A 25,385-nucleotide genomic window follows, 5' to 3' on the forward strand; every position below is an offset into this window, starting at 1 on the left:
TATTAGGACGCTCCGGCGCCTTGCGATCGCACGCACCGGACGCCGCGGGGCCCGCCCTTCGGGCGGACGACGGGACTTTCAAAACACGCCCTAGAGCCTGGCGTACACCCGGTCCAGCGGCAGCCAGAGCACCGACCGGCCGGCCGAGGTGACGCGTACGTCGTCGAGGTCGCCGGTGAGATACGCCCGGCTGTCCATCCGCTGCCCCACGTGCACACCGAACGGCGAGTTCCGGCTCACCGAGCCGGGCACGTCCGGCGCGCTCCTGACCACCGCCCCATCGACGCTGAGCGTCAACCGGCCGTCGGCACGGCGCAGTTCCAGCTGGTGCCACGCCCCGTCGTTGTACGCGGAGGCGCTGCTGACCGACACCGACCGCGGGGCGCCCGCGCCGTCCCGCACGGTGATGAGCCCGGTGATCCGGTTCGACGCGGGCTCGCCCCGCACCCACACCTGGGGCTGGGTGGTCCCTATGCCACCCATCCACAGGAACGGCTGCTCACCCCGCGTCGCCGTGTACCTGAACCGCAGTGAAGCGGTGAAGTCCCTTTCGCCCAGCGCGAGTTGCGGCCGGTACGGCAGCCGGACCGCGTCGTCCGTCCCGTCGAACGACAGCGCCCGCCCGACCGCGCCGTCCGTCACGGCGGGCCCGCCGAGGACGGCGGCGGGGCGCGCGCCCCAGGCCAGGTCGGTCGTCCGCGAGTCGGCGCCGCGGCGCTCCTTCAGCCAGTCGAGCGTGAACCGGGCGAAACGGATCTCGTCCCGCGCGTCGACCGCGCCGCCCTCGTACATCAGGCCCACATGGTCCCCGTCGGCCTGCACCAGGTCCGAGTAGCCCGACCAGTCCGTGGTCACGACGGTGCTGCGGTCGAAGGTGTCCCAGGTGCGGCCGCCGTCGTAGGAGGACCTGATCGTCATCGTGCGCCGCCGGTCCGGATCGCCCGGGCAGCCGAGCAGCAGCCGCCGCCCGCCCGGGCCGACGGGCAGCACCGAGCACTGCACCTGGGGCGCGTACAGGTCCGGGATCGCGGTGAAGGGCCCGGTGAACGACTCGCCGCCGTCCCGGCTCACCGCGTGCGTGCGGTGGCCGAGGTCGGTGCCGTCCTGTTCGCGCCCGCTGACGTAGAGGGTGCCGTCGGGGCGCTCCGCGAGCGTCATCTCGGACGGCTTCTGCCGGAACGTGCCGTCCATCGCGATCGGCCAGGTGTCCTTCGCGCCGATCCGCCAGTGCGCGCCGTGGTCGTCGCTGATCATCAGCGCGGCGTGGTTGGCGCTGATCCGGCTGCCGTTCCACGTCTCGGCGTTGACGGTGAAGACGAGGCGTCCGCGGTGGCGGCCCCGGGTGAGCTGGACGCCGTGCACGGGCCCGGTCGCGTACCAGGAGTTGAAGTCGGGGGGCAGCAGTTCGGCGCTCAGGTCGCGCGGCGCGGACCAGGTGCGGCCGTCGTCGTCGCTGTACTGCAGGTGCGGGGTGCGGTCACACGGTATGGCGCAGTTGCCGCCGTCCGTGCGTCCCGTGTTGTACGTCTCCGCGAGGACGATGCGGCCGGTGCGCCGGTCGACGATCGGCGCCGGGTTGCCGTGCGTGTCGCCTGCGCCCTCGTTGACGATCTGGAGCGGCGACCACGTCCGGCCGCCGTCCTCGGACCGCTTGACCACGAGGTCTATGTCACCGGCGTCCGAGCAGTCGTTCGTACGGCCTTCGGCGAAGGCCAGCAGCGTCCCCTTCACCGTCGTGACGACGGCGGGGATGCGGTAGCAGGCGTAACCGGGATCCTGGGCCGCCTTGAACAGCACCTGCTGTTCGAAGGGCGGCGCCGGTTCCGCCGCGGTGGCGGCCTGCGCGGTCACCGTGGCGGGCAGTGCCGTGGCGACGGCGAGCGCCGCCACCACCGATCTCAGACGTGCGCGGACGGTTCTTCGTCGCATGGCGCGTCCCTCTCTTCGGGTCATACGGACATCCGGACATCCCACGTCCAACGTATGCGCCACCGACGCTACTGGGGCCGTTCGCCACCCCACAAGAAGCGTGCATCAGGGGATCAGGGGCCGGGGTCTGGGCCACCTGGCGGAGGCAGGCGGGCGCCCGGCGGCGTGGGGGCCCGGCCGGCGCAGGGGGCGCTCCCCGCCGGTCCGGGTCCCCGCCGCCGTGGCGCGGGGAACGGGTCCGGATCAGCCGTGGTGCGTGGCGGCCGGCTCGGCCTCCAGGGCGACCCGGTGTTCACCCGCGTACACGTTCATGGAGGAGCCCCGCAGGAAGCCGATCAGCGTCAGCCCCGTCTCGGCGGCCAGGTCGACGGCGAGCGAGGACGGCGCGGAGACCGCGGCGAGCACCGGGATGCCCGCCATGACGGCCTTCTGCGCCAACTCGAACGAGGCCCGGCCCGACACCATGAGGACCGACCGCGACAGCGGCAGGTCGCCGCTCTGCAAGGCGCGGCCGACGAGCTTGTCGACCGCGTTGTGCCGGCCCACGTCCTCCCGTATGTCGACGAGCCGGCCCTCCTCGTCGAAGAGGGCCGCCGCGTGCAGCCCGCCGGTCCGCTCGAAGACGCGCTGGTCCTCGCGGAGCCGGCCGGGCAGCGCCGCGAGCAGCTCGGGCGAGAGCCGGACCGGCGGAGAGTCGGCGAGGGCGAAGCGGGCCGTGGTGCGCACCGCGTCGAGGCTCGCCTTGCCGCACAGCCCGCAGGACGAGGTCGTGTAGACGTTGCGCTCCAGCGTGATGTCGGGCAGCGCGACCCCGGGGGCCGTGCGCACGTCCACCACGTTGTACGTGTTCGAGCCGTCCTGCGTCGCCCCGGCGCAGTAGACGATGGACTGCAGCTCGTCGGCGGCGCCGAGCACGCCCTCGCTGACGAGGAAGCCCGCGGCGAGCGCGAAGTCGTCACCGGGCGTGCGCATGGTGATGGCCAGCGGCTTGCCGTTCAGCCGGATCTCCAGCGGCTCCTCGGCGACGAGGGTGTCCGGCCGGACCGAGACCCGCCCGTCCCTGATCCGGATCACCTTGCGCCGTTCCGTGACTCGTCCCATGTCCTGATCAGTCCCGGTTCTGTACGTGCTGGTAGCCGAAGCGGCCCTTGATGCAGAGGTTGCCGTGCGTCACCGGGTTGTCGTGCGGTGACGTGACCTTCACGATCTCATTGTCCTGCACGTGCAGCGTGAGGTTGCAGCCGACTCCGCAGTACGCGCACACCGTCACCGTCTCCGACTGCGCCGACTCGTCCCAGGTGCCCGCCGCCCGCATGTCGAACTCCGACTTGAACGACAGCGCGCCCGTCGGACACACCTCGATGCAGTTGCCGCAGTACACACAGGCCGAGTCGGTCAGCGGCGCGTCCTGCTCGACGGCGATCCTGGCGTCGAAGCCGCGCCCGGCGACCGCGATCGCGAAGGTGTTCTGCCACTGGTCGCCGCAGGCGTCGACGCACTTGTAGCAGAGGATGCACTTGCCGTAGTCGCGGACGTAGAGGTCGTTGTCGATCCGCGGTTGTTCGCCGAGCCGCTCCGCGTCCGGGCCGAACCGGCCCGGCTCCGCGCCGTACTCCTTCAGCCAGGTGGCGACCTGCGGTGTCGTCGACATGTCGACCGAGGAGGCGAGCAGTTCCAGGACGACCTTGCGGCTGTGCCGGGCACGCTCGGTGTCCGTGCGCACCGCCATGCCCGGCTCGGCCTTGCGGGAGCACGCGGGCACGAGGGTGCGCGCCCCCTCGACCTCCACGACACACACCCGGCAGGCGTTCTTGGGCGTCAGCGTGTCCCCCTGGCACAGGGTCGGCACGTCCTTCCCGGCGGCGCGGCAGGCGTCGAGGATCGTCGACCCCTCGGCCGCGCGCACGGGCTGCCCGTCGAGGGTGAACTCCAGCAGGCGCCGGGGGATGCCCAGCTCGACAGCGGTCATGACGCGTACGCCCCCAGGCGGTCGATGGCGGACTCGATGGCGTTCCACGCGGTCTGGCCCAGACCGCAGATCGAGGCGTCCTTCATGGTGCGCCCCACCTCGCGCAGCAGGGCGATGTCGTCGTCGGCCTCGATGCCCCTCTTCTCGGCGATGCGGTGCAGTGCCTCCTGCTGGCGCACGGTGCCCACCCGGCACGGCACGCACTGCCCGCAGGACTCCTCGCGGAAGAACTGGGCGATGCGCAGCAGGACGCGCGGCAGCGGCAGCGCGTCGTCGAAGGCCATCACCACGCCGGAGCCGAGCGTGGTGCCCGCGGCCCGGGTCCCCTCGAAGGTGAGCGGGATGTCCAGCTCGTCGGGGCGGACGAACCCGCCCGCGGCCCCGCCGAGCAGGACCGCCCGCAGAGGCCCCGCGGTACCGGCGAGGGCGAGCAGTTCGCCGAGCGTCGCCCCGAAGGGCAGCTCGTAGACACCGGGCCGCTCGACGGCGCCGGAGACGCAGAACAGCTTGGGCCCCGTCGACTGCCCGGTCCCCGTCGCCGCGTACGCCCGCGCTCCCATGGTGAGGATCGGCAGGACGTTGATGAGCGTCTCGACGTTGTTGGCGGCCGTCGGCTTGCCGAACAGGCCCTTCTCGACGGGGAACGGCGGCTTGGAGCGCGGCTCGCCCCGGTACCCCTCGATGGAGTTGAACAGCGCGGTCTCCTCACCGCAGATGTAGGCGCCGGCGCCGCGCCGGATCTCGATGTCGAAGGAGAAGCCGTGGCCGAGGATGTCCTCGCCCAACAGACCCCGCAGCCGGGCCTGTTCGACGGCATGACGCATCCGGGTCAGCGCGAGCGGGTACTCGCCGCGCAGATACAGGTAGCCGTGCCGCGCGCCCGTCGCGTACGCCGCGACCGTCATCGACTCGACGAGCGCGTACGGGTCGCCCTCCATCACGACGCGGTCCTTGAAGGTGCCCGGCTCGGACTCGTCGGCGTTGCAGACGAGGTAGTGCGGCCCGTCCGGCTGGGCGGCGGTCGCCTGCCACTTGCGCCCCGTCGGGAACGCGGCCCCGCCCCGCCCCACGAGCCCCGCCTCCGTCACCTCCCGGATGACGGCGGCGGGCCCGATGGCGAAGGCGCGGCGCAGCGCGGTGTACCCGCCGGCGGCCCGGTAGTCGTCGAGGGAGGCGGGGTCGACGCGGCCGACACGCTTGAGGAGGACGAGCCCGGGGTCGCCCGCTTGAGGGATTCCGGGCGGCGCCGAGGCCGTCGCGTCGGCGAGCGGACCGGGAAGATCGAGCCCCTCCGGCGATTGAGGAGCGGGGTCCGGGGCAGAGCCCCGTGACAGTGCGAGGGGCGCGGCGGAACAGGGCACACCGGCCTTCACCAGCAGCGCGGCCGGCGCCCGCTCACACAACCCGAGACACGGCGACTCCGCGACCTGCACATCGGGCCCGACGCGATCTTGCGCCGAGTCGCACAACTCCGCACCCCCCACCCGGGCGCACGCAAGATCCGTACACACGTGAAGCACGCTCGCAGGCCGCTCCCGCACCGAGAACATGGCGTAGAACGTCGCCACCCCGTACGCCTCGGCCGGAGGCACCGTCAGCCTTCGGCATAGGTAGTCCAGCGCACCGGGGCTGATCCACCCCACCCGGTCGTTGACCGCGTGCAGCCCCGGCAGCAGCAGATCCCGCCGCTCACGGGCGGCCCGCCCGCCCCGCGCCCACCGCAGATCCGCGTCGGAGCGGTCGTCGGCCCCCTCCCACGCGGACTCCGGCGGCCCGAGCAGCGCGTCGACCGCCGCCCGTTCCTCGTCCGTCGGCTTGCTGTCACCGAAGCGCAGATCCACGGTGGCCCGGCCCTTCTCCGCTCACGCGGTCAGCTTCTCGATCCGGATCGCCGACGCCTTGAACTCCGCCGTCCCCGCGATCGGGCAGTTCGCCTCGATCGTCAGCGCGTTGGTGTCCACCTCGTCGGGGAAGTGCATGGTCATGAAGGCGAGCCCGGGACGGAGCCCCGGATCGACCCAGACCGGCGCCGTCACCACGCCGCGCCGGGACGAGACCCGTACCTCCTCGCCGACGGCGACCCCGTACCGCTCGGCGTCCTCCGGGCACAGCTCGACGTACTCGCCGCGGCGCAGTGGCGAGGCGAACCCGCCGCTCTGCACCCCGGTGTTGTACGAGTCGAGCCGGCGCCCGGTCGTCAGCCGGATCGGGTACGCCTCGTCGGTCAGGTCGACCGGCGGGTCGTGCTCGACGAGCCCGAAGGCGGCGAGCGGCCCGCGCCGCGCCGGGTCGGTCTCCCACAGCCGGCCGTGCAGGTACGAGGCGGGCAGTTCGTCCACGTCGGGGCAGGGCCACTGGAGCCCCTGGTGGTGCGCGAGCCGGTCGTAGGTCATGCCGAAGTGGTCCGGGGACAGGGCCCGCAGCTCGTTCCAGACGGCCTCGGCGTCCGCGTACTTCCAGTCGTGGCCCAGGCGCGCGGCCAGGTCGCAGAGGATGTCGATGTCCTCCCGGGCCTCGCCGGGCGGGGTGAGCGCGGCGCGCACGCGCTGCACGCGCCGCTCGCTGTTGGTCGTCGTGCCGTCGGTCTCCGCCCAGGCGGCCGTCGCGGGCAGCACCACGTCGGCCAGCTCGGCGGTCCTGGTCAGGAAGATGTCCTGGACCACGAGGTGGTCGAGGGCGGCGAGCCGGCGCGTGGCCTGCTCGCTGTCGGCCTCGGACTGCGCGGGGTTCTCGCCGATGCAGTAGACGGCGTGCAGCCGGCCGTGCTCCATCGCCTCGAACATGTCGGTGAGCGTCAGTCCGTGCCGCGGCTGGATCACCGTGTCCCACGCCCGCTCGAACTTGCGCCGGTGGCCGTCGTCGAGGAGGTCCTGGAATCCGGGCAGCTTGTTGGGGATGGCGCCCATGTCGCCGCCGCCCTGCACGTTGTTCTGCCCGCGCAGCGGCTGCACCCCGGCGCCGTACCGGCCGACGTGCCCGGTCAGCAGCGACAGGTTGATGAGCGCGCGGACGTTGTCGGTGCCGTTGTGGTGCTCGGTGATCCCCAGCGTCCAGCACAGTTGGGCGCGTTCGGCCCGCGCGTAGGCGTGCGCGAGGTCGCGGATCGCGGCAGCGGGCACGCCGGTCACCTTCTCCGCGAGCGACAGCGTCCACGGCTCGACGAGCGCCTTGAACTCCTCGAAGCCGGTCGTCGCGCGCGCCACGAACGCCTTGTTGTGCAGGCCGGCCGCGATGATCTCCCGGGCGACGGCGTGCGCGAGCGGGATGTCGGTGCCGACGTTCAGGCCGAGCCAGCTCTCCGCCCACTCGGCGGTGGAGGTGCGGCGCGGGTCGACGGCGTACATCCGGGCTCCGTTGCGGATGCCCTTCAGGACGTGCTGGAAGAAGATCGGGTGCGCGAAGCGGGCGTTGGAGCCCCACATGACGATGAGGTCGGTCTGCTCGACCTCCGCGTACGAGGAGGTGCCGCCGCCCGAGCCGAACACCGCGGACAGGCCGGCGACGCTCGGCGCGTGGCACGTGCGGTTGCAGGAGTCGACGTTGTTCGTGCCCATGACGACCCGGGTGAACTTCTGTGCCACGAAGTTCATCTCGTTGGTGGCGCGGGCGCAGGACAGCATGGCGAAGGCGTCCGGGCCGTGCTCCGCGCGGGTGCGGCGGAAGCCGTCGGCCGCCGCGGTGAGGGCCTCGTCCCAGGTGGCCCGCCGCAGCGGCGAGGTGCGGTCGCCCGGTGTCTCGCGCACCAGCGGGTGGGTCAGCCGGGTGTAGGTCCTCGGGGTGCGGTCGCGCCGCTTCTGCTTCATGCGGCGTCCCTCCTCATGCCGTGGGCGAGCAGGTCCGAGAGGGCGTGCACGGTGCGCAGCGTGGGCACCTCGACGCCGGTGATCTCCGCCAGCTCCACGACGGCGGCCAGCAGCACGTCCAGTTCCAGGGGCTTTCCGCGCTCCAGGTCCTGGAGGGTGGAGGTGCGGTGGTCGCCGACGCGCTCGGCCCCGGCCAGGCGGCGCTGGACGGAGACGCCGGGCGTGCAGCCGAGGGCCGCGGCGACGGCGAGGGTCTCGGTCATCATGATCTCGATGACCCGCCGCACGCCGCCGTGCAGGCACATCTGCCGCATCGTGGCGCGGGCCAGGGCGCTGATCGGGTTGAAGGAGATGTTGCCGAGCAGTTTGATCCAGATGTCGGCGCGCAGGTCGGGCTCGACGGGGCACTTCAGGCCGCCCGCCCGCATGGCGTCGCTGAACGCGGTGCAGCGTGCCGACACCGAGCGGTCCGGCTCCCCGACGGAGAACCGCGTCCCTTCCAGGTGGCGGACGACTCCCGGCGCCGCCAGCTCCGTGGCGGCGTAGACGACGCAGCCGACCGCCCGCTCGGGGGCGAGCACCGCGCTCACCGCCCCGCCCGGGTCGACGCTGTCGAGCCGGTGCCCGTCGTGCGGGCCGCCGTGCCCGTGGAAGTACCACCAGGGGATGCCGTTCTGGGCCGCGACCACCGCGGTGCGCTCGTGCAGCAGAGGTGCGAGCAACGGCCCGCAGGCGGCATAGGAGTTGGCCTTCAGGCCGAGGAACACGTAGTCGACGGGCCCGATCTCGGCCGGGTCGTCGGTGGCGTGTGCCCGCGCGGTGAAGTCGCCGCGGGGGCTGAGGACCTGGACACCGCTGCGCCTCATGGCCGCCAAGTGCGGTCCACGGGCGACGAGATGGACGTCGGCGCCCGCGCGGTGCAGCGCGGCTCCGACATAGGCGCCGATCGCTCCGGCGCCGAGGACTGCGACCTTCACTGGCTGGCTCCGTCCGGTCGGGGGTCCGGCTCCGCCCCGCTCGCACGGGCAGTGGCGGTCCGGAAAGAAGCGGAGACTGTCGATGGAATATTGTCTACAGTATGGAAGTTGGGCCGACAAGACTCCGCGCACCGGCTCGCGTCCTCGCCCACCGAGTCCTCGCGGGGGCGTCGCCGTCATTGCATACCGTCGACGGATTCTGTAGGTCGTGCCGTCCTGCCCCTTCCCAACACCCCTGCCGCTGCCTACCGTTCCTGATCATGAGGCCCCCCGTCGCACCGACCGGCTGGAGCCGCTGGCTCGTACCGCCCGCCGCCCTCTCGGTCCATCTCTCCATCGGCCAGGCCTACGCCTGGAGCGTCTTCAAACCACCCCTCGAATCGGCCCTGGACCTGAGCGGCACCCAGAGCGCGCTGCCGTTCCAGCTCGGCATCGTGATGCTCGGCCTGTCCGCGGCGTTCGGCGGCACGCTCGTCGAGCGCAACGGCCCGCGCTGGGCGATGACCGTCGCGCTCGTCTGCTTCTCCTCGGGCTTCCTGCTCTCCGCCCTCGGCGCCGCCACCGAGCAGTACTGGCTGATCGTCCTCGGCTACGGCTTCGTCGGCGGCATCGGCCTCGGCATCGGCTACATCTCGCCGGTCTCCACCCTGATCAAGTGGTTCCCCGACCGGCCCGGCATGGCCACCGGCATCGCGATCATGGGCTTCGGGGGCGGCGCGCTCATCGCGTCACCGTGGAGCGCGCAGATGCTGGAGTCCTTCGGCGCGGACAGCGGCGGCATCGCCCTGGCGTTCCTGGTGCACGGCCTGGTCTACGCCGTCTTCATGACGCTGGGCGTGCTCCTGGTACGAGTGCCGGGGGACCGGAGTGCCCCGTCAGGGGCGCGGGGAACCGCGCGGACAGCAACCCCCACCGGCCCGCAGGTATCAGCGAAACAGGCCATCCGCACCCCCCAGTTCTGGTGCCTGTGGCTGGTCCTGTGCATGAACGTGACCGCGGGCATCGGCATCCTCGAAAAAGCCGCACCGATGATCACGGACTTCTTCCAGGACTCCAGCACCCCGGTCACGGCAAGCGCGGCGGCGGGGTTCGTCGCCCTGCTCTCCGCCGCGAACATGGCCGGCCGCATCGGCTGGTCCTCCGCCTCCGACCTCATGGGCCGCAAGAACGTCTACCGCCTCTACCTCGGCGCGGGCGCCCTGATGTACCTCCTCATCGCCCTCTACGGCGACGCCTCCAAGCCGCTGTTCGTGCTCTGCGCCCTGGTGATCCTCTCCTTCTACGGAGGCGGCTTCGCGACGGCACCCGCGTACCTGAAGGACCTCTTCGGCACCTACCAGGTGGGCGCCATCCACGGCCGGCTGCTCACCGCCTGGTCCCTGGCCGGCGTCCTCGGCCCGCTCATCGTCAACTGGGTCTCCGACAGCCAGGAGGACGCCGGCAAACACGGCTCCTCCCTCTACGGCCTGTCGTTCACGATCATGATCGGCCTGCTGGTCGTCGGCTTCGTCGCCAACGAGCTCGTCCGGCCCGTCCACGCCCGCCACCACGTCCCCGCCCCCAGGGAGTCCGCCGATGACACCGCCGACCGCGACCACCAGCAGCCCGCCTAGGCGCCGGGGCCTGATCGCCCTCGCCTGGCTGTGGGTGGGGGCGCCGCTCGCCTACGGACTGTACGAACTGGTGCAAAAGGCCACACAGCTGTTCACGGGCTGATCGGTCGGAAGTCTCCAACCGAGACACCACAATCCTGTTGCATACGTCACCTCCTACCCGCCGGTCGCTGAGCAGACTGGTACGTCCGCGGCTCGCACGGGGGCGGGCCAGCACTACGAGGGGACCACCATGAACGGTTCGCGCATCGTCGGCATCGGTCACTACCAGCCCGCCCGGATCCTCACCAACGAGGACCTGGCGGGCCTGGTCGACACCGACGACGAGTGGATCCGCTCGCGGGTCGGCATCCGCACCCGGCACATCGCGGGCCCCGACGAACCGGTCGACGAGCTCGCCGCGCACGCCGCCGCCAAGGCGCTGGCGGCGGCGGGCCTGACCGCCGACGCCATCGACCTGGTCGTCGTCGCCACCTCCACCGCCGTCGACCGCTCGCCGAACACGGCGGCCCGCGTCGCCCACCGGCTCGGCGTCCCGTCCCCGGCCGCGCTCGACCTGAACGTCGTCTGCGCCGGCTTCACCCACGCCCTCGCCACCGCCGACCACACCCTGCGGGCCGGCGCGGCCACCCGCGCGCTCGTCATCGGCGCCGACAAGATGTCGGCCGTCACCGACTGGACCGACCGCACCACCTGCGTCCTGGTCGGCGACGGGGCGGGCGCGGTCGTCGTCGAGTCCTGCGCCGACGGCGAGGAGCCCGGCATCGGCCCCGTCCTGTGGGGCTCGGTCCCCGAGATGGGCAACGCCGTACGGATCGAGGGCGAGCCCGCGCGCTTCGCCCAGGAGGGCCAGTCCGTCTACCGCTGGGCGACGCGGCAGCTGCCGCCGCTCGCCCGCCAGGCCTGCGAGCGGGCCGGGCTCACCCCCGCCGACCTCGCCGCCGTCGTCCTGCACCAGGCCAACCTGCGGATCATCGAGCCCCTCGCCGAGAAGATCGGCGCGGTCCACGCGGTGGTCGCCAAGGACGTCGTCGACTCCGGCAACACCTCCGCCGCGAGCATCCCCATGGCCCTGTCCAAGCTGATCGAACGGGGCGAACTGCCCAGCGGCGCGCCCGCCCTCCTCTTCGGCTTCGGCGGGAACCTCTCGTACGCCGGCCAGGTCGTGCGCTGTCCGTAATGCGGGGGGCGCGGGATGTGACGAGGCCAACTGCCCCTGGTGGTGGCGATTGTGCTCGGTAAACTGTATTCCAAAGACAATCGAGTGTTCCGCACCGGGCCGACGTCGGTGGGCCGTGGACACTGGATCCGGATCCGGAATCGGCTTGCCTGCTGCTCCGAAGCCCAGGAGGGGGACCGCGATGTTGTCCACAGGACTGCCGCAGGGGGCGGTGCCCAAGCTGGAGCGCCCGGGCCCGCTGCGCGAGCGGGTCTACGAGGCGCTGCTCGCCCTCATCACGACCCGGGCCCTCCAGCCCGGCCAGCACCTGGTCGAGAGCGAGCTGGCCGGTCACCTCGGGGTCTCGCGCCAGCCGGTCCGCGAGGCGCTGCAGCGGCTGAACACCGAGGGGTGGGTGGACCTGCGCCCGGCCCAGGGCGCCTTCGTGCACGAGCCGACGGAGGAGGAGGCCGACCAACTCCTCACCGTCCGTACGCTGCTGGAGGCCGAGGCCGCCCGGCTCGCCGCGGCCAACGCGGGCAAGACCGGCATCGCCGCCCTGGAAGCCCTCTGTGCCCGGGGCGAGCAGGCCGTCGCCGACGGGGACGTGGACGTGGTCGTCGCGACGAACGCCGAGTTCCACGCCACGGTCATGGAGCTCGCGGGCAACGTGGTCCTGGCCGAACTCGCCGGCCAGGTCGACGCCCGCGTCCGCTGGTACTACCAGCCCGTCGCCCGCCAGCGCGGCAAGCAGTCCTGGATCGAGCACCGCGAACTCATCGCGGCGATCTCGGCCCGCGACGAGGCGCGCGCGACCGCCGTGATGCGCGCGCACACCGAGCACACCCGCGAGACCTACCACCACCGCAACCAGGACTGAGACCCCCGCGGGGCCGGGCCGGCCCGAGCTTTGTCCTGTGGCTGGAGAAAGTCATAGGCAATTCCTGCGTAACTTCTTCCCACGCCCGGCAGGCACTGCTACGTTCCCCATCGAAAGAAGGAGTGGCCGAAAGCACCACCGGCCACGAACCGGCCGACTGGACCGACAGGGGAGCCGTCGGTCCACCGGAGCCCGATGAGGCGGGGAGGGGCACGTGAGACGCATGACCGCTCGACCCGCCAACGCGCACCAGGCGCGCCTGCTGCGCCTGCTGCGCGACGGAGGCCCCAACTCCCGGGCCCAGCTGGGCGACCAGATCGACCTGTCGCGCTCGAAGCTGGCCGTCGAGGTGGACCGCCTCCTGGAGACCGGACTCGTGGTCGCCGACGGACTCGCCGCCTCGCGCGGCGGCCGCCGCTCCCACAACATCCGGCTCGCCCCCGAACTCCGCTTCCTCGGCGTCGACATCGGGGCGACCTCGGTCGACGTCGCCGTCACCAACGCCGAGCTGGAGGTGCTCGGGCACATCACCCAGCCGATGGACGTACGCGAGGGGCCGGTCGCGGTCTTCGAGCAAGTACTCGCCATGGCAGCGAAGTTGCGGGCCTCCGGACTCGCCGAGGGGTTCGACGGAGCGGGCATCGGCGTGCCCGGTCCCGTCCGCTTCCCCGAGGGCGTCCCGGTCGCCCCGCCGATCATGCCCGGCTGGGACGGCTTCCCGGTCCGCGAGGCACTCAGCCAGGAGCTGGGCTGCCCGGTCATGGTCGACAACGACGTGAACCTGATGGCCGTGGGGGAGCAGCACGCGGGCGTCGCCCGCTCCGCGCGCGACTTCCTCTGCGTCAAGATCGGCACCGGTATCGGCTGCGGCATCGTCGTCGGCGGCGAGGTCTACCGCGGCACGACCGGCTCGGCCGGCGACATCGGGCACATCCAGGTCGAGCCCGACGGCAGGCAGTGCGCCTGCGGCAACAAGGGCTGCCTGGAGGCCTACTTCAGCGGCGCGGCGCTCGCCCGCGACGCCGAGGAGGCCGCCCGCGACGGACGCTCGCCCGAGCTCGCCGGACGCCTGGAGGCGGCCGGGAAGCTCAGCGCCGCCGACGTCGCGGTGGCCGCGGCCGCCGGTGACGGGACCTCCCTCGACCTCATCCGCGACGGCGGCAACCGCACCGGCCAGGTCATCGCCTCACTCGTCAGCTTCTTCAACCCGGGCCTGGTCGTCATCGGCGGCGGGGTCACCGGCCTCGGCCACACCCTGCTCGCCGCCCTGCGCACCCAGGTCTACCGCCAGTCGCTGCCCCTGGCGACCGGCAACCTGCCCATCGTCCTGGGCGAACTGGGCCCCGCCGCCGGAGTCATCGGCGGCGCCCGCCTGATCAGCGACCACCTGTTCTCACCCGCGTAGAACACCCGGCTCCACCACGTCACTCAGTACGGCGCACTGCTCTGCCCTGCCCTGAAACCGGCCCGCACCCGCTGCTAGGGGAACCGCCATGGCACTTTCGGCACCAGAACCACCGCTGCTCACCATGCACGGCATCACCAAATCGTTCCCCGGCGTCCGCGCCCTCGACGGGGTGGACCTCCAGGTCCAGGCCGGCGAGGTGCACTGCCTGCTCGGTCAGAACGGCGCGGGAAAGTCCACGCTCATCAAGGTCCTCGCCGGTGCCCACCAGCCCGACGAGGGCACCATCACCTGGCGCGGCGAGAGCGTCTCCCTGCGCTCGCCGATCGCCGCGATGCGCCTCGGCATCGCCACCATCTACCAGGAACTCGACCTGGTCGAGGGCCTGTCGGTGGCGGAGAACGTCTTCCTCGGCCACGAGCCGACCTCCGCCGGGTTCGTCGTCAGGGGACGGGACGCGAGAGCGGCCACGGCCGCCCTGCTGAAGCGGCTCGGCCACGGCGAGATCGCCCCCGGCACCCTGGTGGGGGACCTCTCCGCGGCCGGACAGCAGATCGTCTCGATGGCCCGCGCCCTCTCGCACGACGTCAGGCTCATCGTCATGGACGAACCCTCCGCGGCGCTCGACCCGGACGAGGTCGACAACCTCTTCCGGATCGTCGCCGGCCTCACCGCGGAGGGCGTCGCCGTCGTCTACATCTCGCACCGCCTGGAGGAGATCCGCCGGATCGGCGACCGGGTCACCGTCCTCAAGGACGGCCGCGCCGTCGCCGGCGGGCTGCCCGCCAAGGACACCCCGACCCGCGACGTGGTGGCCCTGATGACGGGCCGCAACGTCGAGTACGTCTTCCCCGACCGCCCGGCCGGCATCGCCACCGCCGAACCGGTGCTGCGGGTGCGCGGCCTCTCCCGCGACGGCGAGTTCGCGCCACTCGACCTCGACGTGCGGCCCGGCGAGATCGTCGGCCTCGCCGGACTGGTCGGCTCGGGCCGCTCCGAGATCCTGGAGACGATCTACGGCGCCCGCAAGGCGACGACCGGGCAGGTCAGCGTCGAGGGCCGGACCCTGCGGCCGGGCAGCGTCCGCGCCGCGGTCCGCGCGGGACTCGGCCTCGCGCCCGAGGAGCGCAAGGCGCAGGGCCTGCTGATGCTGGAGTCCGTCACCCGCAACGTCTCCGTCTCCTCCATGTCCCGCTTCTCGTACGGGGGTTGGGTCGACCGGGGACGGGAGAACAAGGCCGCGCACCAGGCCACCCGCGAGCTGTCGCTGCGTCCCGACAACCCCGCCGTCCCGGTCCGCACCCTCTCCGGCGGCAACCAGCAGAAGGCCGTGCTGGCCCGCTGGCTGCTGCGCGGCTGCAAGGTCCTGCTCCTGGACGAGCCGACCCGCGGCGTCGACGTCGGCGCCCGCGCCGAGCTCTACGCGGTCATCCGCCGCCTCGCCGACGAGGGCCTCGCCGTCCTCCTCGTCTCCAGCGAGGTCCCCGAGGTCCTGGGCCTCGCCGACCGCGTCCTGGTGCTGCGGGAGGGCAGCGTCGTGCACGAGGCCCCGGCGACGGACCTGACGGAACACCGGGTCCTGGACCTGGTCATGGAAGGGGCCCCGGCATGAAGAGCCCCGAAAGGGGCGCGGGGTACGGCGCGCTCAGCCACGTACGACGCGCACTCGACGCAATGCATCCGTCGCACGGCGAGCGGCACGCCCATACACGAGCCCGGCCGCACAGACACCCCCGACCAGAAGGGACCCCGGCGTCATGACGCAGCCCGCCACCCCAACCCGCCCGGCGGAGCCCCAGCGCGCTGCCGCCCCCAGGACCGTCAAGGCCGTCCGCTGGGACGTCCGCACGCTCTCCCTGCTCGGCGTGCTCGCCGTCCTCGTCGTGGTCGGCGGCATCACCCAGCCGGACTCCTTCCTGGACACCGACAACGTCCAGCTGATCCTGACCCAGGCCTCCGTCATCGGCGTGGTCACCGTCGGCATGACCTTCGTGATCATCTCCGGCGGCATCGACCTCTCCGTCGGCGCGATCGTCGCCCTGGCCAGCTGCTGGGCCACGACCGTCGCCACCCAGGAGTACGGCTTCCTCGGCATCCTGTTCACCGCCGTCGTCGTCGGCGTCGGCTGCGGCCTCGTCAACGGCGTCCTCATCGCGTACGGCGGCATGGTCCCCTTCATCGCCACCCTCGCGATGCTCGCGTCGGGCCGCGGCCTCGCGCTGCAGATCACCGACGGCAAGACCCAAGTGGTCGACGTGGACAGCGTGTTGAAGCTCGGCGAGCGGGACTCCTACCTCCTCGGCATCCCGCCGCTCGTCCTCGTCTTCGCCGCCGTCACGGTCATCGGCTGGCTGGTGCTCAACCGCACCACCTTCGGCCGCCGCTCGGTGGCGGTCGGCGGCAACGCGGAGGCCGCCCGGCTCGCCGGCATCGACGTCCGCCGCCAGCGGCTCTACCTGTACCTGCTCTCCGGCCTGTGCTGCGGCATCGCGGCCTTCCTGCTGATCGTGCTGGCCGGCTCGGGCCAGAACACCAACGGCAACCTGTACGAACTGGACGCCATCGCCGCCGCCATCATCGGCGGCACCCTCCTCACCGGCGGCCGCGGCACCATCGTCGGCTCCGTCCTCGGTGTCCTGATCTTCACCACGATCACCAACATCTTCGCGCTGAACAACCTCCAGAGCGACGTCCAGGAGATCGCCAAGGGCGCGATCATCGTCGCCGCGGTCCTGGTCCAGCGACGCACAGCGAACACGCATTCCTGATCTCCTCAGCCCCGTTCAGCCCCGGAAAGGGACGACGTCATGCCAGAGACCACGAGCCGCAGAGGACTCCTGTTCGGCGCGGCAGCAGCCGTCACCGCAGGCGGCCTGCTCACGGCCTGCACCAGCAACGAGCCCAGCGACAAGGGCGACAGCAGCAAGGCCGCCGACCAGCCGGTCGCCGACGACAAACCCGGCAAGCAGGTCACCATCGGCTTCGCCGGCCCGCAGGCCGACCACGGCTGGCTCAACGCCATCAACGACAACGCCAAGGAGCGGGCGAAGAAGTACTCGGACGTCACCCTCGAAGCCACCGAGGGCTCGAACGACACCGCCGCGCAGATCGGCCAGGTCGAGACGCTCATCAACAAGAAGGTCGACGTCCTCGTCGTGCTGCCCGCCGACGGCAAGGCGCTGACCCAGGTCGGCCTCAAGGCGATGCGCGCCGGCATCCCCGTCGTCAACCTCGACCGCATCTTCAACACCCCGCAGGCCTACCGCTGCTGGGTCGGCGGCGACAACTACGGCATGGGCCTGAGCGCCGGCAACTACATCGGCGAGAAGCTCAAGGACAAGAAGAACGCCAAGGTCATCGAGCTGGCCGGCATCGACAACCTCGAACTCACCAAGCAGCGCACCCAGGGCTTCGACGACGCCCTGAAGAACTACCCGAACATCGAGAAGGTCGCCCGGCAGGCCGCCGACTTCACCGTCGAGTCCGGCCAGGCCAAGATGGCCCAGCTGCTCCAGGCGCAGAAGAGCTTCGACGCCATGTGGAACCACGACGACGACCAGGGCGTCGGCGCGCTGCGCGCCATCAAGCAGGCGGGCCGCGACGGCTTCCTGATGGTCGGCGGCGCGGGCGCCCTCTCCGCCATGCAGGCCATCGAGGCCGACGACAGCGTCCTGAAGGCCACCGTCCTGTACCCGCCCACCATGGCCGCCTCCGCCATCGACCTGGCCCGCGCGCTCGGCCAGGGCAAGGGCATCAGCGGCATGGCCGAGTTCGAGATCCCCGCCCACGTGACCCTGTTCTCCGCGGTCGTCGACAAGGACAACGTCGACAAGTACCTGCCGACCGGCTTCAAGTGACCGGCGCCGGTACCAGGCATCGGGCGATCACCGCGTGGACGAGGAGGACCTCCGCATGGCAGGCAGCAGCACGGGTACGACGACTCCGGTTACGGGCGACGACGAGAGCGAGGTGAAGCCGGTCCTGGGCGTCGGCATGGTCGGCTACGCCTTCATGGGCGCCGCCCACTCGCAGGGGTGGCGCACCGCGGGCCGGGTCTTCGACCTGCCGCTCACCCCCCGGCTCGCCGCGGTCTGCGGCCGGGACGGCGCGGCGGTGCGCGCCGCGGCCGACCGGCTCGGCTGGGCCGCCGCCGAGACCGACTGGCGGGCGCTCATCGAGCGGGACGACGTCGACCTCGTCGACATCTGCACGCCCGGCGACAGCCACGCCGAGATCGCCGTCGCGGCGCTCGAAGCGGGCAAGCACGTGCTGTGCGAGAAACCCCTCGCCAACTCCGTCGAGGAGGCGGAGGCGATGACCGAGGTGGCCGAACTGGCCGCCGCCCGCGGCCAGGTGGCGATGACGGGCTTCAACTACCGGCGGGTGCCCGCCATCGCCCTCGCCCGCCGCATGGTCGCCGACGGCCGCGTCGGCACCCTGCGGCACGTGCGGGTCAGCTACCTCCAGGACTGGCTCGTCGACCCCGCCTTCCCGCTGACCTGGCGGCTGCAGAAGGCGTACGCGGGCTCCGGCGCCCTCGGCGACCTGGGCGCGCACGCCGTCGACCTCGCCCAGTACCTGGCGGGCGAGCCGGTGGCCGGCGTCTCCGCGCTCACCGAGACCTTCGTGCGCGAACGCCCCCTGCTCGCCGGTGCCTCGACCGGTCTCTCGGGCACCGGGGGAGGCGAGTCGGGGCCCGTCACCGTCGACGACGCGGCCGTCTTCACCGGCCGCTTCTCCTCCGGCGCCCTCGCCTCCTTCGAGGCGACGCGCTTCGCGACCGGCCGCAAGAACGCCCTGAAGGTCGAACTGAACGGGGAGCGCGGCTCGCTCGCCTTCGACCTGGAGCGGCTGAACGAACTCTTCTTCCACGACCAGACCGAACCCGGTGTCAGCGCCGGCTTCCGCCGCATCCTCGTCACCGAACCGCAGCACCCCTACCTGGAGGCCTGGTGGCCGCCGGGCCACGGCCTCGGCTACGAGCACACCTTCGTCCACCAGGCCCGCGACCTCGTCCACGCCATCGCCGGGCACACCGCGCCCTCGCCCTCGTTCGCCGACGGCCTGCAGGTCCAGCGCGTCCTCGCGGCGGTCGAGGAGAGCGCGGCGAAGAACTCCGTGTACACCCCTGTCCCGGCCTGAGGAGGCCCCCGACCATGCCTCGCCAGTTCACCCTGTTCACCGGTCAATGGGCGGATCTCCCGCTCGAAGAGGTCTGCCGCCTGGCCCGCGACTTCGGCTATGACGGCCTCGAACTCGCCTGCTGGGGAGACCACTTCGAGGTCGACAAGGCGCTCGCCGACCCCGACTACGTCAAGGGCCGCCACGCGCTGCTCGACCGCTACGGCCTCAAATGCTGGGCGATCTCCAACCACCTCGTCGGCCAGGCCGTCTGCGACGCCATCATCGACGAACGCCACGAGGCGATCCTGCCCGCCCGGATCTGGGGCGACGGCGACGGCGAGGGCGTACGGCAGCGCGCCGCCGCCGAGATCGCGGACACGGCGCGCGCGGCCGCGGCCTTCGGCGTCGACACCGTCATCGGCTTCACCGGCTCGTCGATCTGGCACCTGGTCGCCATGTTCCCACCCGCGCCCGAGGCGATGATCGAGCGCGGCTACGAGGACTTCGCCGCGCGCTGGAACCCGATCCTCGACGTCTTCGACGCGGAAGGCGTGCGCTTCGCCCACGAGGTGCACCCCAGCGAGATCGCGTACGACTACTGGACGACGCACAAGGCGCTGGAGGCGGTCGGCCACCGGCCGGCCTTCGGCCTCAACTTCGACCCCTCGCACTTCGTGTGGCAGGACCTCGACCCGGTCGGCTTCCTGTGGGACTTCCGTGACCGGATCTACCACGTCGACTGCAAGGAGGCCCGGCGCCGCCTCGACGGGCGCAACGGGCGCCTCGGCTCCCACCTGCCGTGGGGTGACCCGCGCCGCGGCTGGGACTTCGTCTCCGCGGGCCACGGCGACGTGCCGTGGGAGGACGTCTTCCGGATGCTCCGCTCGATCGACTACCAGGGGCCGGTCTCGGTGGAGTGGGAGGACGCCGGCATGGACCGGCTCCAGGGCGCCCCCGAGGCGCTGAGCCACCTGCGCAAGCTCGACTTCGAGCCCCCGTCGGCGTCCTTCGACGCCGCGTTCAACAGCTGATTCCGGCTCCTCCGTCCGACCGGCCGAACGCCTTTGTCCTGCACTGGGAAAAAGCTGAACCAGTTGTGACGCAAGGGCTGTTCGGCCCGGACAAACGGAGTTAACGTCCCTGTCACACACGCCTCCGGGGTGACGGCGCACCCCGGCGCCCGCACCGCACGTCTTCGCATCCATTCCGTACGGCCCACCCCGTTCCCGGAGGGACTTCGTGCACACAAGCAGTAACAGAAGCAGCTCCACCCGGCGCTCCAGACTCCGCACCACCCTCGCCCTGCTCACCGGCTCCGTACTGGTCGGCTCCTCGCTCGCGCTGCTGCCCGGCACCGCCAGCGCGCACCCCGACCCCGAGCCGGCCGCCGACTCCGACTTCCAGCAGGTCACCCTCGCCAAGGGCGCCGACGAGACCGGCGAGCCGATGTCGCTGGCCGTCCTGCCGGACCGCAGCGTCCTGCACACCTCCCGCGACGGCACGCTGCGGCTGACCGACGCGGGCGGCTCCACCTCCGTCGCCGGCAAACTCGACGTGTACGACCACGACGAGGAAGGCCTCCAGGGCGTCGGCATCGACCCGGGCTTCAAGGACAACCGCTTCATCTACCTCTACTACGCGCCGCCGCTGAACACCCCGGCGGGCGACGCCCCGGAGAACGGCAGCGCCGCCGACTTCGCCCCGTTCGACGGCGTCAACCGGCTGGCCCGCTTCGTCCTCAAGGAGGACGGCACCCTCGACAAGGCCAGCGAGAAGAACGTCCTGGAGGTCAAGACCTCCCGCGGCACCTGCTGCCACGTCGGCGGCGACATCGACTTCGACGCCGACGGCAACCTGTACCTGTCGACCGGCGACGACACCAACCCCTTCGCCTCCGACGGCTACAGCCCCCTCGACGAGCGCGCCGACCGCAACCCCGCCTTCGACGCGCAGCGCAGCGCCGGCAACACCAACGACCTGCGCGGCAAGGTCCTGCGCATCAAGGTCAAGGCGGACGGCAGCTACGACATCCCCGAGGGCAACCTCTTCGCCCCGGGCACCGAGAAGACCCGCCCCGAGATCTACGCGATGGGTTTCCGCAACCCGTTCCGCATCAGCGTCGACAAGCCGACCGGCACCGTCTACGTCGGTGACTACGGACCGGACGCCGGCGCCGCCGACCCCAAGCGGGGACCGGCGGGCCAGGTCGAGTTCGCCAAGATCACCAAGGCCGCCAACTTCGGCTGGCCCTACTGCACCGGCGACAACGACCCGTACGTCGACTACGACTTCGCCACCAAGGCCTCCGGCGCCACCTACGACTGCGCCGCGCCGAAGAACACCTCGCCGAACAACACCGGCCTCACCGACCTGCCGCCGGCCCAGGCCGCCTGGATTCCCTACGACAACGCCTCCGTGCCCGAGTTCGGCTCCGGCTCCGAGTCGCCGATGGCAGGGCCGGTCTACCGCTACGACGCCGACCTCGACTCCCCGGTGAAGTTCCCCGAGGAGTACGACGGCGACTTCTTCGCCACCGAGTTCGGCCGCCAGTGGATCAAGCGGATCGAGCAGGACGGCTCCGGGAACGTCTCGAAGATCAACGACTTCCCGTGGTCCGGCACCCAGGTCATGGACAGCGCCTTCGGCCCCGACGGCGCCCTGTACGTCCTCGACTACGGCCTCTCCTGGTTCGGCGGCGACGAGCACTCCGCGCTGTACCGCATCGAGAACGCCACCGGCGGCCACTCGCCGATCATCGAGGCCAAGGCGTCCAAGACCTCCGGCCAGTCGCCGCTGCGCACCAAGTTCACCGCGACCGGCACCGACGCCGACGACGACCCGATCACCTACACCTGGGACTTCGGCGACGGCACCAAGGGCACCGGCGCCGACCCCAGCCACACGTACCGCAAGGACGGCACGTACGTGGTGACGGTCACCGGTGACGACGGCACGGGCCGCACCGGCTCCGCCAACGTCCGCATCACCGTCGGCAACACCGCACCGACCGTGACGTTCCAGAACCCGCCGAACGGCTCGCTGTTCAAGTTCGGCGACACCATCCCGTTCAAGGTCGCGGTCAGTGACCCCGAAGACAGCGCCGCCGGCGCCATCGACTGCTCCAAGGTCACCGTGCGCTACCTCCTCGGCCACGACAACCACGCCCACGCGATCACCTCGGCCAACGGCTGCGAAGGCACCATCACCGCGCCGGCCGACGCCGAGCACGACCCGAACGCCAACATCTACGGCGTGCTCGACGCCGAGTACACCGACGGCGGCGGAGGCGGCCAGGCCGCCCTCACCACCCACGACCAGGTGCAGCTCCAGCCGCGCCACCGCCAGGCCGAGCACTACACCACCCAGCAGGGCACCACACCGCAGAACAAGACCGAGGCCAACGGCGGCCGCACCGTCGGCGACATCAACGACGGCGACTGGATCTCCTTCACCCCCTACAACCTCACCGGGGCCAAGAAGCTCACCGCCCGGATCTCCTCCGGCGGCGCGGGCGGCTTCCTGGAGGTGCGCACCGGATCGGCGACCGGCACCCTGCTGGGCTCCGCCCCGGTCCCCGTCACCGGCAGCTGGGAGACCTTCCAGAACGTCGACGTCCCCCTGAAGAACGTCCCGAAGAAGACGACCGACCTCTACCTCGTCTTCAAGGGCGGCGACGGCGCGCTCTACGACGTCGACGACTTCGAGATCTCCAGCGACGCCCCGGTCAAGGGCGCCAAGCGGGTCCTCGTCTTCTCCAAGACGGCCGGCTTCCGCCACGACGCGATCCCCGAGGGCATCGCGGCCCTGAAGGAACTCGGCGCGAGCAGCAACATCACGGTCGACGCCACCGAGTCCGCCGCCCAGTTCACCACCAACAACCTCGCCCGCTACGACGCGGTCGTCTTCATGTCGACCACGGGTGACGTGCTCGACGACGCCCAGCAGAAGGCGTTCGAGGAGTACATCGCCAAGGGCGGCGGCTACATGGGCGTCCACGCCGCCGCCGACACCGAGTACGACTGGGCGTACTACGGCGGCCTCGTCGGCGCCTACTTCGACTCGCACCCGGCCATCCAGAAGGCCACCGTGCGCGTCGAGGACACCACCAACCCGGCCACCGCCCACCTCGGCCAGGCCTGGGAGCGCACCGACGAGCTCTACAACTACCGCACCAACCCGCGCGACAAGGTCCACGTCCTCGCCACCCTCGACGAGACGACGTACCAGGGCGGGAACATGAAGGGCGACCACCCGATCGCCTGGTGCCAGAGCTACGGCGGCGGCCGCTCCTTCTACACCGGCCTCGGCCACACCAAGGAGTCCTACGCCGACGACGCCTACCGCGCCCACCTGCTCGGCGGCCTGAAGTACGCCAGCGGCCAGGTCACGGCCGACTGCAAGCCGGACAAGGACTACCGGCCGATCTTCAACGGCCAGTCCCTCGCCGGCTGGAAGCAGGCAGGACCCGGAAAGTTCAACGTCAAGGACGGCGCCCTGGAGTCCGAGGGCGGCATGGGCCTGCTGTGGTACCAGGCCAAGGAGCTGAAGTCGTACTCGCTCAAGCTCGACTGGAAGATGCAGGGCGACGACAACTCCGGCGTCTTCGTCGGCTTCCCCGCCTCCGACGACCCCTGGTCCGCGGTGAACAAGGGCTACGAGGTCCAGATCGACGCCACCGACGCGACGGACCGCACCACGGGTTCGATCTACACGTTCAAGGCGGCGAACATCAAGGCCCGTGACCAGGTCCTGCGCCCGCCGGGCCAGTGGAACTCCTACGAGATCAAGGTCCAGGGCGAACGCCTCCAGCTGTTCCTCAACGGAGTCAAGATCAACGACTTCACCAACAAGGACCCGGAGCGCAGCCTGACCGACGGCTACATCGGCATCCAGAACCACGGCGCCGACGACCAGGTCTCCTTCCGCAACATCCAGCTCAAGGAACTGCCCACCACGGGCAACTAGAACGGCGGCGGGCGGAGGACGCCGGACCTCCGCCCGCCGTCCCACCCGGCCCCCTCTCCGGCCCCACCGCGCACCCCCCGGTTCGTGTTCGACAAGGAGGCTGCCCATGTCCGCCGAACCGTCCCTCCCTTCCCCCCTCCCCACCCCGCCCTCCGAGCCCTCCTCCGCCCCGCGCTACGGCGTCTGGCTCATCGGAGCCCGCGGCTCCGTCGCCACCACCGCCATCGCGGGCTGCGCCGCCGTCAGCGCCGGACTGCACCCGGCGACCGGCATGGTCACCGAGACGGCCCCCTTCGCCGACGCGGGTCTGCCAACGTTGTCGTCGCTCGTCTTCGGCGGCCACGACACCCTCGACTGCCCGCTGCCCAAACGCGCCGAGCACCTCGCCGCCGGCGGCGTCCTGCCGCACGGACTGCCCTCCGCCGTCGCCGCCGAACTGACCGCCGCCGACCGGGAGATCCGGCCCGGCGGCCCCCAGCCCGGGCGGGACGACGACCGCACCCAGGACGACCTGATCACCGCCTTCGCCACCGACATCCGCGACTTCGTACGCGGCCACGGACTGGCGGGCGCCGTCGTCCTGAACGTCGCCTCGACCGAACCCGCCCCCGCGCCCGGCGGCCCCCTCCCGCCCAGCTCCCTCTACGCCGCCGCCGCCCTGCGCGCCGGCTGCCCCTACGTCAACTTCACCCCCTCCACCGGCCTGCACCACCCGGCCCTCGCCGCCGAGGCCGCCGCCGCGTCCGTCCCCTACGCGGGCCGCGACGGCAAGACCGGACAGACCCTGCTGCGCTCCGTACTCGGCCCGATGTTCCTGCAACGCGCCCTCGCCGTACGGGCCTGGTCCGGCACCAACCTGCTCGGGGGCGGCGACGGCGCCGCCCTCGCCGACCCCGCGGCGGCCGCCGCCAAGAACGCCGGCAAGGAACGCGTCCTCGCCGACACCCTCGGCGCCGCCCCCCAGGGCGAGGTCCACATCGACGACGTGCCCGCCCTCGGCGACTGGAAGACCGCCTGGGACCACATCGCCTTCGACGGCTTCCTCGGCGCCCGCATGGTCCTCCAGACCACCTGGCAGGGGTGCGACTCCGCGCTCGCCGCGCCCCTCGTCCTCGACCTCGCCCGCCTGCTGCTGCGCGCCGCCGACCGCGGCCTGACCGGCCCCCGCCCGGAACTCGGCTTCTACTTCAAGGACCCGGACGGCGACGCCCCGGCGGCCCTCGGCGACCAGTTCGCCGCCCTGGTCGACTTCGCGGCGGTGCTGGGCGCCGGGGCGGCCCGATGACCCCCGAATCCCAGCGGGCCACCGCCATCGACACCCCGGCGGTCGCGGGACGCCCGCCGACGCCCGCCACAGGTGCCCCGGCGTCGGAGGAGCGCCCGCCCGCGGCCGCTGCCGGTGACCCGGCGTCGGAGGAGCGCCCGCCCGCGGCCGCTGCCGGTGACCCGGCGTCGGAGGAGCGCCCGCCTGCGGCTGCTGCGGGTGACCCGGCGTCGGAGGAGCGCCCGCCTGCGGCTGCTGCGGGTGACCCGGCGTCGGAGGAGCGCCCGCCCGCGGCTG

18 protein-coding genes are annotated in these 25,385 nt (G+C 71.9%); 12 read left to right on the top strand and 6 right to left on the bottom strand.

From position 1 onward, the window contains the following. Positions 1–90: 90 nt before the first annotated feature. From ACIBW6_RS00005 to ACIBW6_RS00030, 6 genes are all read right to left on the bottom strand, one after another. A complete protein-coding gene (locus ACIBW6_RS00005) occupies positions 91–1,929 on the bottom strand; it encodes an exo-alpha-sialidase (protein WP_399054776.1) in 1,839 nt (612 codons plus the stop codon). A gap of 243 nt (positions 1,930–2,172) precedes the next feature. After that, the gene (fdhD, locus tag ACIBW6_RS00010; RefSeq protein ID WP_399054778.1) at positions 2,173–3,030 is read right to left on the bottom strand and encodes a formate dehydrogenase accessory sulfurtransferase FdhD; all 858 of its coding nucleotides are present in this window, start codon (positions 3,028–3,030) and stop codon (positions 2,173–2,175) included. Between the two features lie 7 nt (positions 3,031–3,037). Beyond that, positions 3,038–3,898, bottom strand: a complete 861-nt coding sequence (locus ACIBW6_RS00015; protein ID WP_399054780.1) for a 2Fe-2S iron-sulfur cluster-binding protein — start codon at positions 3,896–3,898, stop codon at positions 3,038–3,040. After that, the gene (locus ACIBW6_RS00020) at positions 3,895–5,739 is read right to left on the bottom strand and encodes an NADH-ubiquinone oxidoreductase-F iron-sulfur binding region domain-containing protein (RefSeq protein WP_399054783.1); all 1,845 of its coding nucleotides are present in this window, start codon (positions 5,737–5,739) and stop codon (positions 3,895–3,897) included. The genes ACIBW6_RS00015 and ACIBW6_RS00020 overlap by 4 nt, the downstream gene beginning before the upstream one ends. Positions 5,740–5,760: 21 nt before the next feature. Next, on the bottom strand, positions 5,761–7,701 hold the full coding sequence (locus ACIBW6_RS00025; protein ID WP_399054785.1) for a molybdopterin oxidoreductase family protein: 1,941 nt from the start codon (positions 7,699–7,701) through the stop codon (positions 5,761–5,763). Next, positions 7,698–8,678, bottom strand: coding sequence for a 2-dehydropantoate 2-reductase (locus ACIBW6_RS00030; protein WP_399054787.1), 981 nt, complete (start codon positions 8,676–8,678; stop codon positions 7,698–7,700). The genes ACIBW6_RS00025 and ACIBW6_RS00030 overlap by 4 nt, the downstream gene beginning before the upstream one ends. A gap of 260 nt (positions 8,679–8,938) precedes the next feature. Here ACIBW6_RS00030 and ACIBW6_RS00035 point away from each other — a divergent pair, with 260 nt between their 5' ends. From ACIBW6_RS00035 to ACIBW6_RS00090, 12 genes are all read left to right on the top strand, one after another. After that, a complete protein-coding gene (locus ACIBW6_RS00035) occupies positions 8,939–10,291 on the top strand; it encodes an OFA family MFS transporter (protein ID WP_399054789.1) in 1,353 nt (450 codons plus the stop codon). Further along, positions 10,254–10,394 carry a hypothetical protein gene (locus ACIBW6_RS00040; RefSeq protein ID WP_399054791.1) on the top strand — a complete coding sequence of 47 codons (141 nt, stop codon included), beginning with the start codon at positions 10,254–10,256 and terminating at the stop codon, positions 10,392–10,394. The genes ACIBW6_RS00035 and ACIBW6_RS00040 overlap by 38 nt, the downstream gene beginning before the upstream one ends. A gap of 129 nt (positions 10,395–10,523) precedes the next feature. Beyond that, the gene (locus ACIBW6_RS00045; protein WP_399054793.1) at positions 10,524–11,471 is read left to right on the top strand and encodes a beta-ketoacyl-ACP synthase III; all 948 of its coding nucleotides are present in this window, start codon (positions 10,524–10,526) and stop codon (positions 11,469–11,471) included. Positions 11,472–11,652: 181 nt separating this feature from the next. Then, positions 11,653–12,330 carry a GntR family transcriptional regulator gene (locus tag ACIBW6_RS00050; protein ID WP_399054795.1) on the top strand — a complete coding sequence of 226 codons (678 nt, stop codon included), beginning with the start codon at positions 11,653–11,655 and terminating at the stop codon, positions 12,328–12,330. 223 nt (positions 12,331–12,553) lie between these two features. Further along, the gene (locus tag ACIBW6_RS00055) at positions 12,554–13,735 is read left to right on the top strand and encodes an ROK family protein (protein ID WP_399054797.1); all 1,182 of its coding nucleotides are present in this window, start codon (positions 12,554–12,556) and stop codon (positions 13,733–13,735) included. Between the two features lie 124 nt (positions 13,736–13,859). Beyond that, positions 13,860–15,347 carry a sugar ABC transporter ATP-binding protein gene (locus ACIBW6_RS00060; RefSeq protein WP_399056337.1) on the top strand — a complete coding sequence of 496 codons (1,488 nt, stop codon included), beginning with the start codon at positions 13,860–13,862 and terminating at the stop codon, positions 15,345–15,347. Between the two features lie 145 nt (positions 15,348–15,492). Beyond that, positions 15,493–16,503 carry an ABC transporter permease gene (locus tag ACIBW6_RS00065; RefSeq protein WP_399054799.1) on the top strand — a complete coding sequence of 337 codons (1,011 nt, stop codon included), beginning with the start codon at positions 15,493–15,495 and terminating at the stop codon, positions 16,501–16,503. A gap of 39 nt (positions 16,504–16,542) precedes the next feature. Beyond that, positions 16,543–17,592: a substrate-binding domain-containing protein gene (locus tag ACIBW6_RS00070; RefSeq protein ID WP_399054801.1), complete on the top strand. Its 1,050-nt coding sequence runs from the start codon at positions 16,543–16,545 to the stop codon at positions 17,590–17,592. A 55-nt stretch (positions 17,593–17,647) separates the two neighbouring features. Next, positions 17,648–18,877 (top strand): Gfo/Idh/MocA family protein, encoded by a 1,230-nt coding sequence (locus ACIBW6_RS00075; protein WP_399054803.1) that lies wholly within the window; start codon positions 17,648–17,650, stop codon positions 18,875–18,877. Positions 18,878–18,891: 14 nt separating this feature from the next. Further along, positions 18,892–19,890, top strand: a complete 999-nt coding sequence (locus tag ACIBW6_RS00080; protein WP_399054805.1) for a sugar phosphate isomerase/epimerase family protein — start codon at positions 18,892–18,894, stop codon at positions 19,888–19,890. A 208-nt stretch (positions 19,891–20,098) separates the two neighbouring features. Further along, positions 20,099–23,824 (top strand): ThuA domain-containing protein, encoded by a 3,726-nt coding sequence (locus ACIBW6_RS00085; protein ID WP_399054807.1) that lies wholly within the window; start codon positions 20,099–20,101, stop codon positions 23,822–23,824. Between the two features lie 106 nt (positions 23,825–23,930). Continuing rightward, positions 23,931–25,109: an inositol-3-phosphate synthase gene (locus tag ACIBW6_RS00090; protein ID WP_399054809.1), complete on the top strand. Its 1,179-nt coding sequence runs from the start codon at positions 23,931–23,933 to the stop codon at positions 25,107–25,109. The last annotated feature ends 276 nt before the right edge of the window (positions 25,110–25,385 follow it).

Origin of the sequence: Streptomyces sp. NPDC049813 (assembly GCF_044465085.1) — a bacterium.
Classification (GTDB): Bacteria; Actinomycetota; Actinomycetes; order Streptomycetales; family Streptomycetaceae; genus Streptomyces.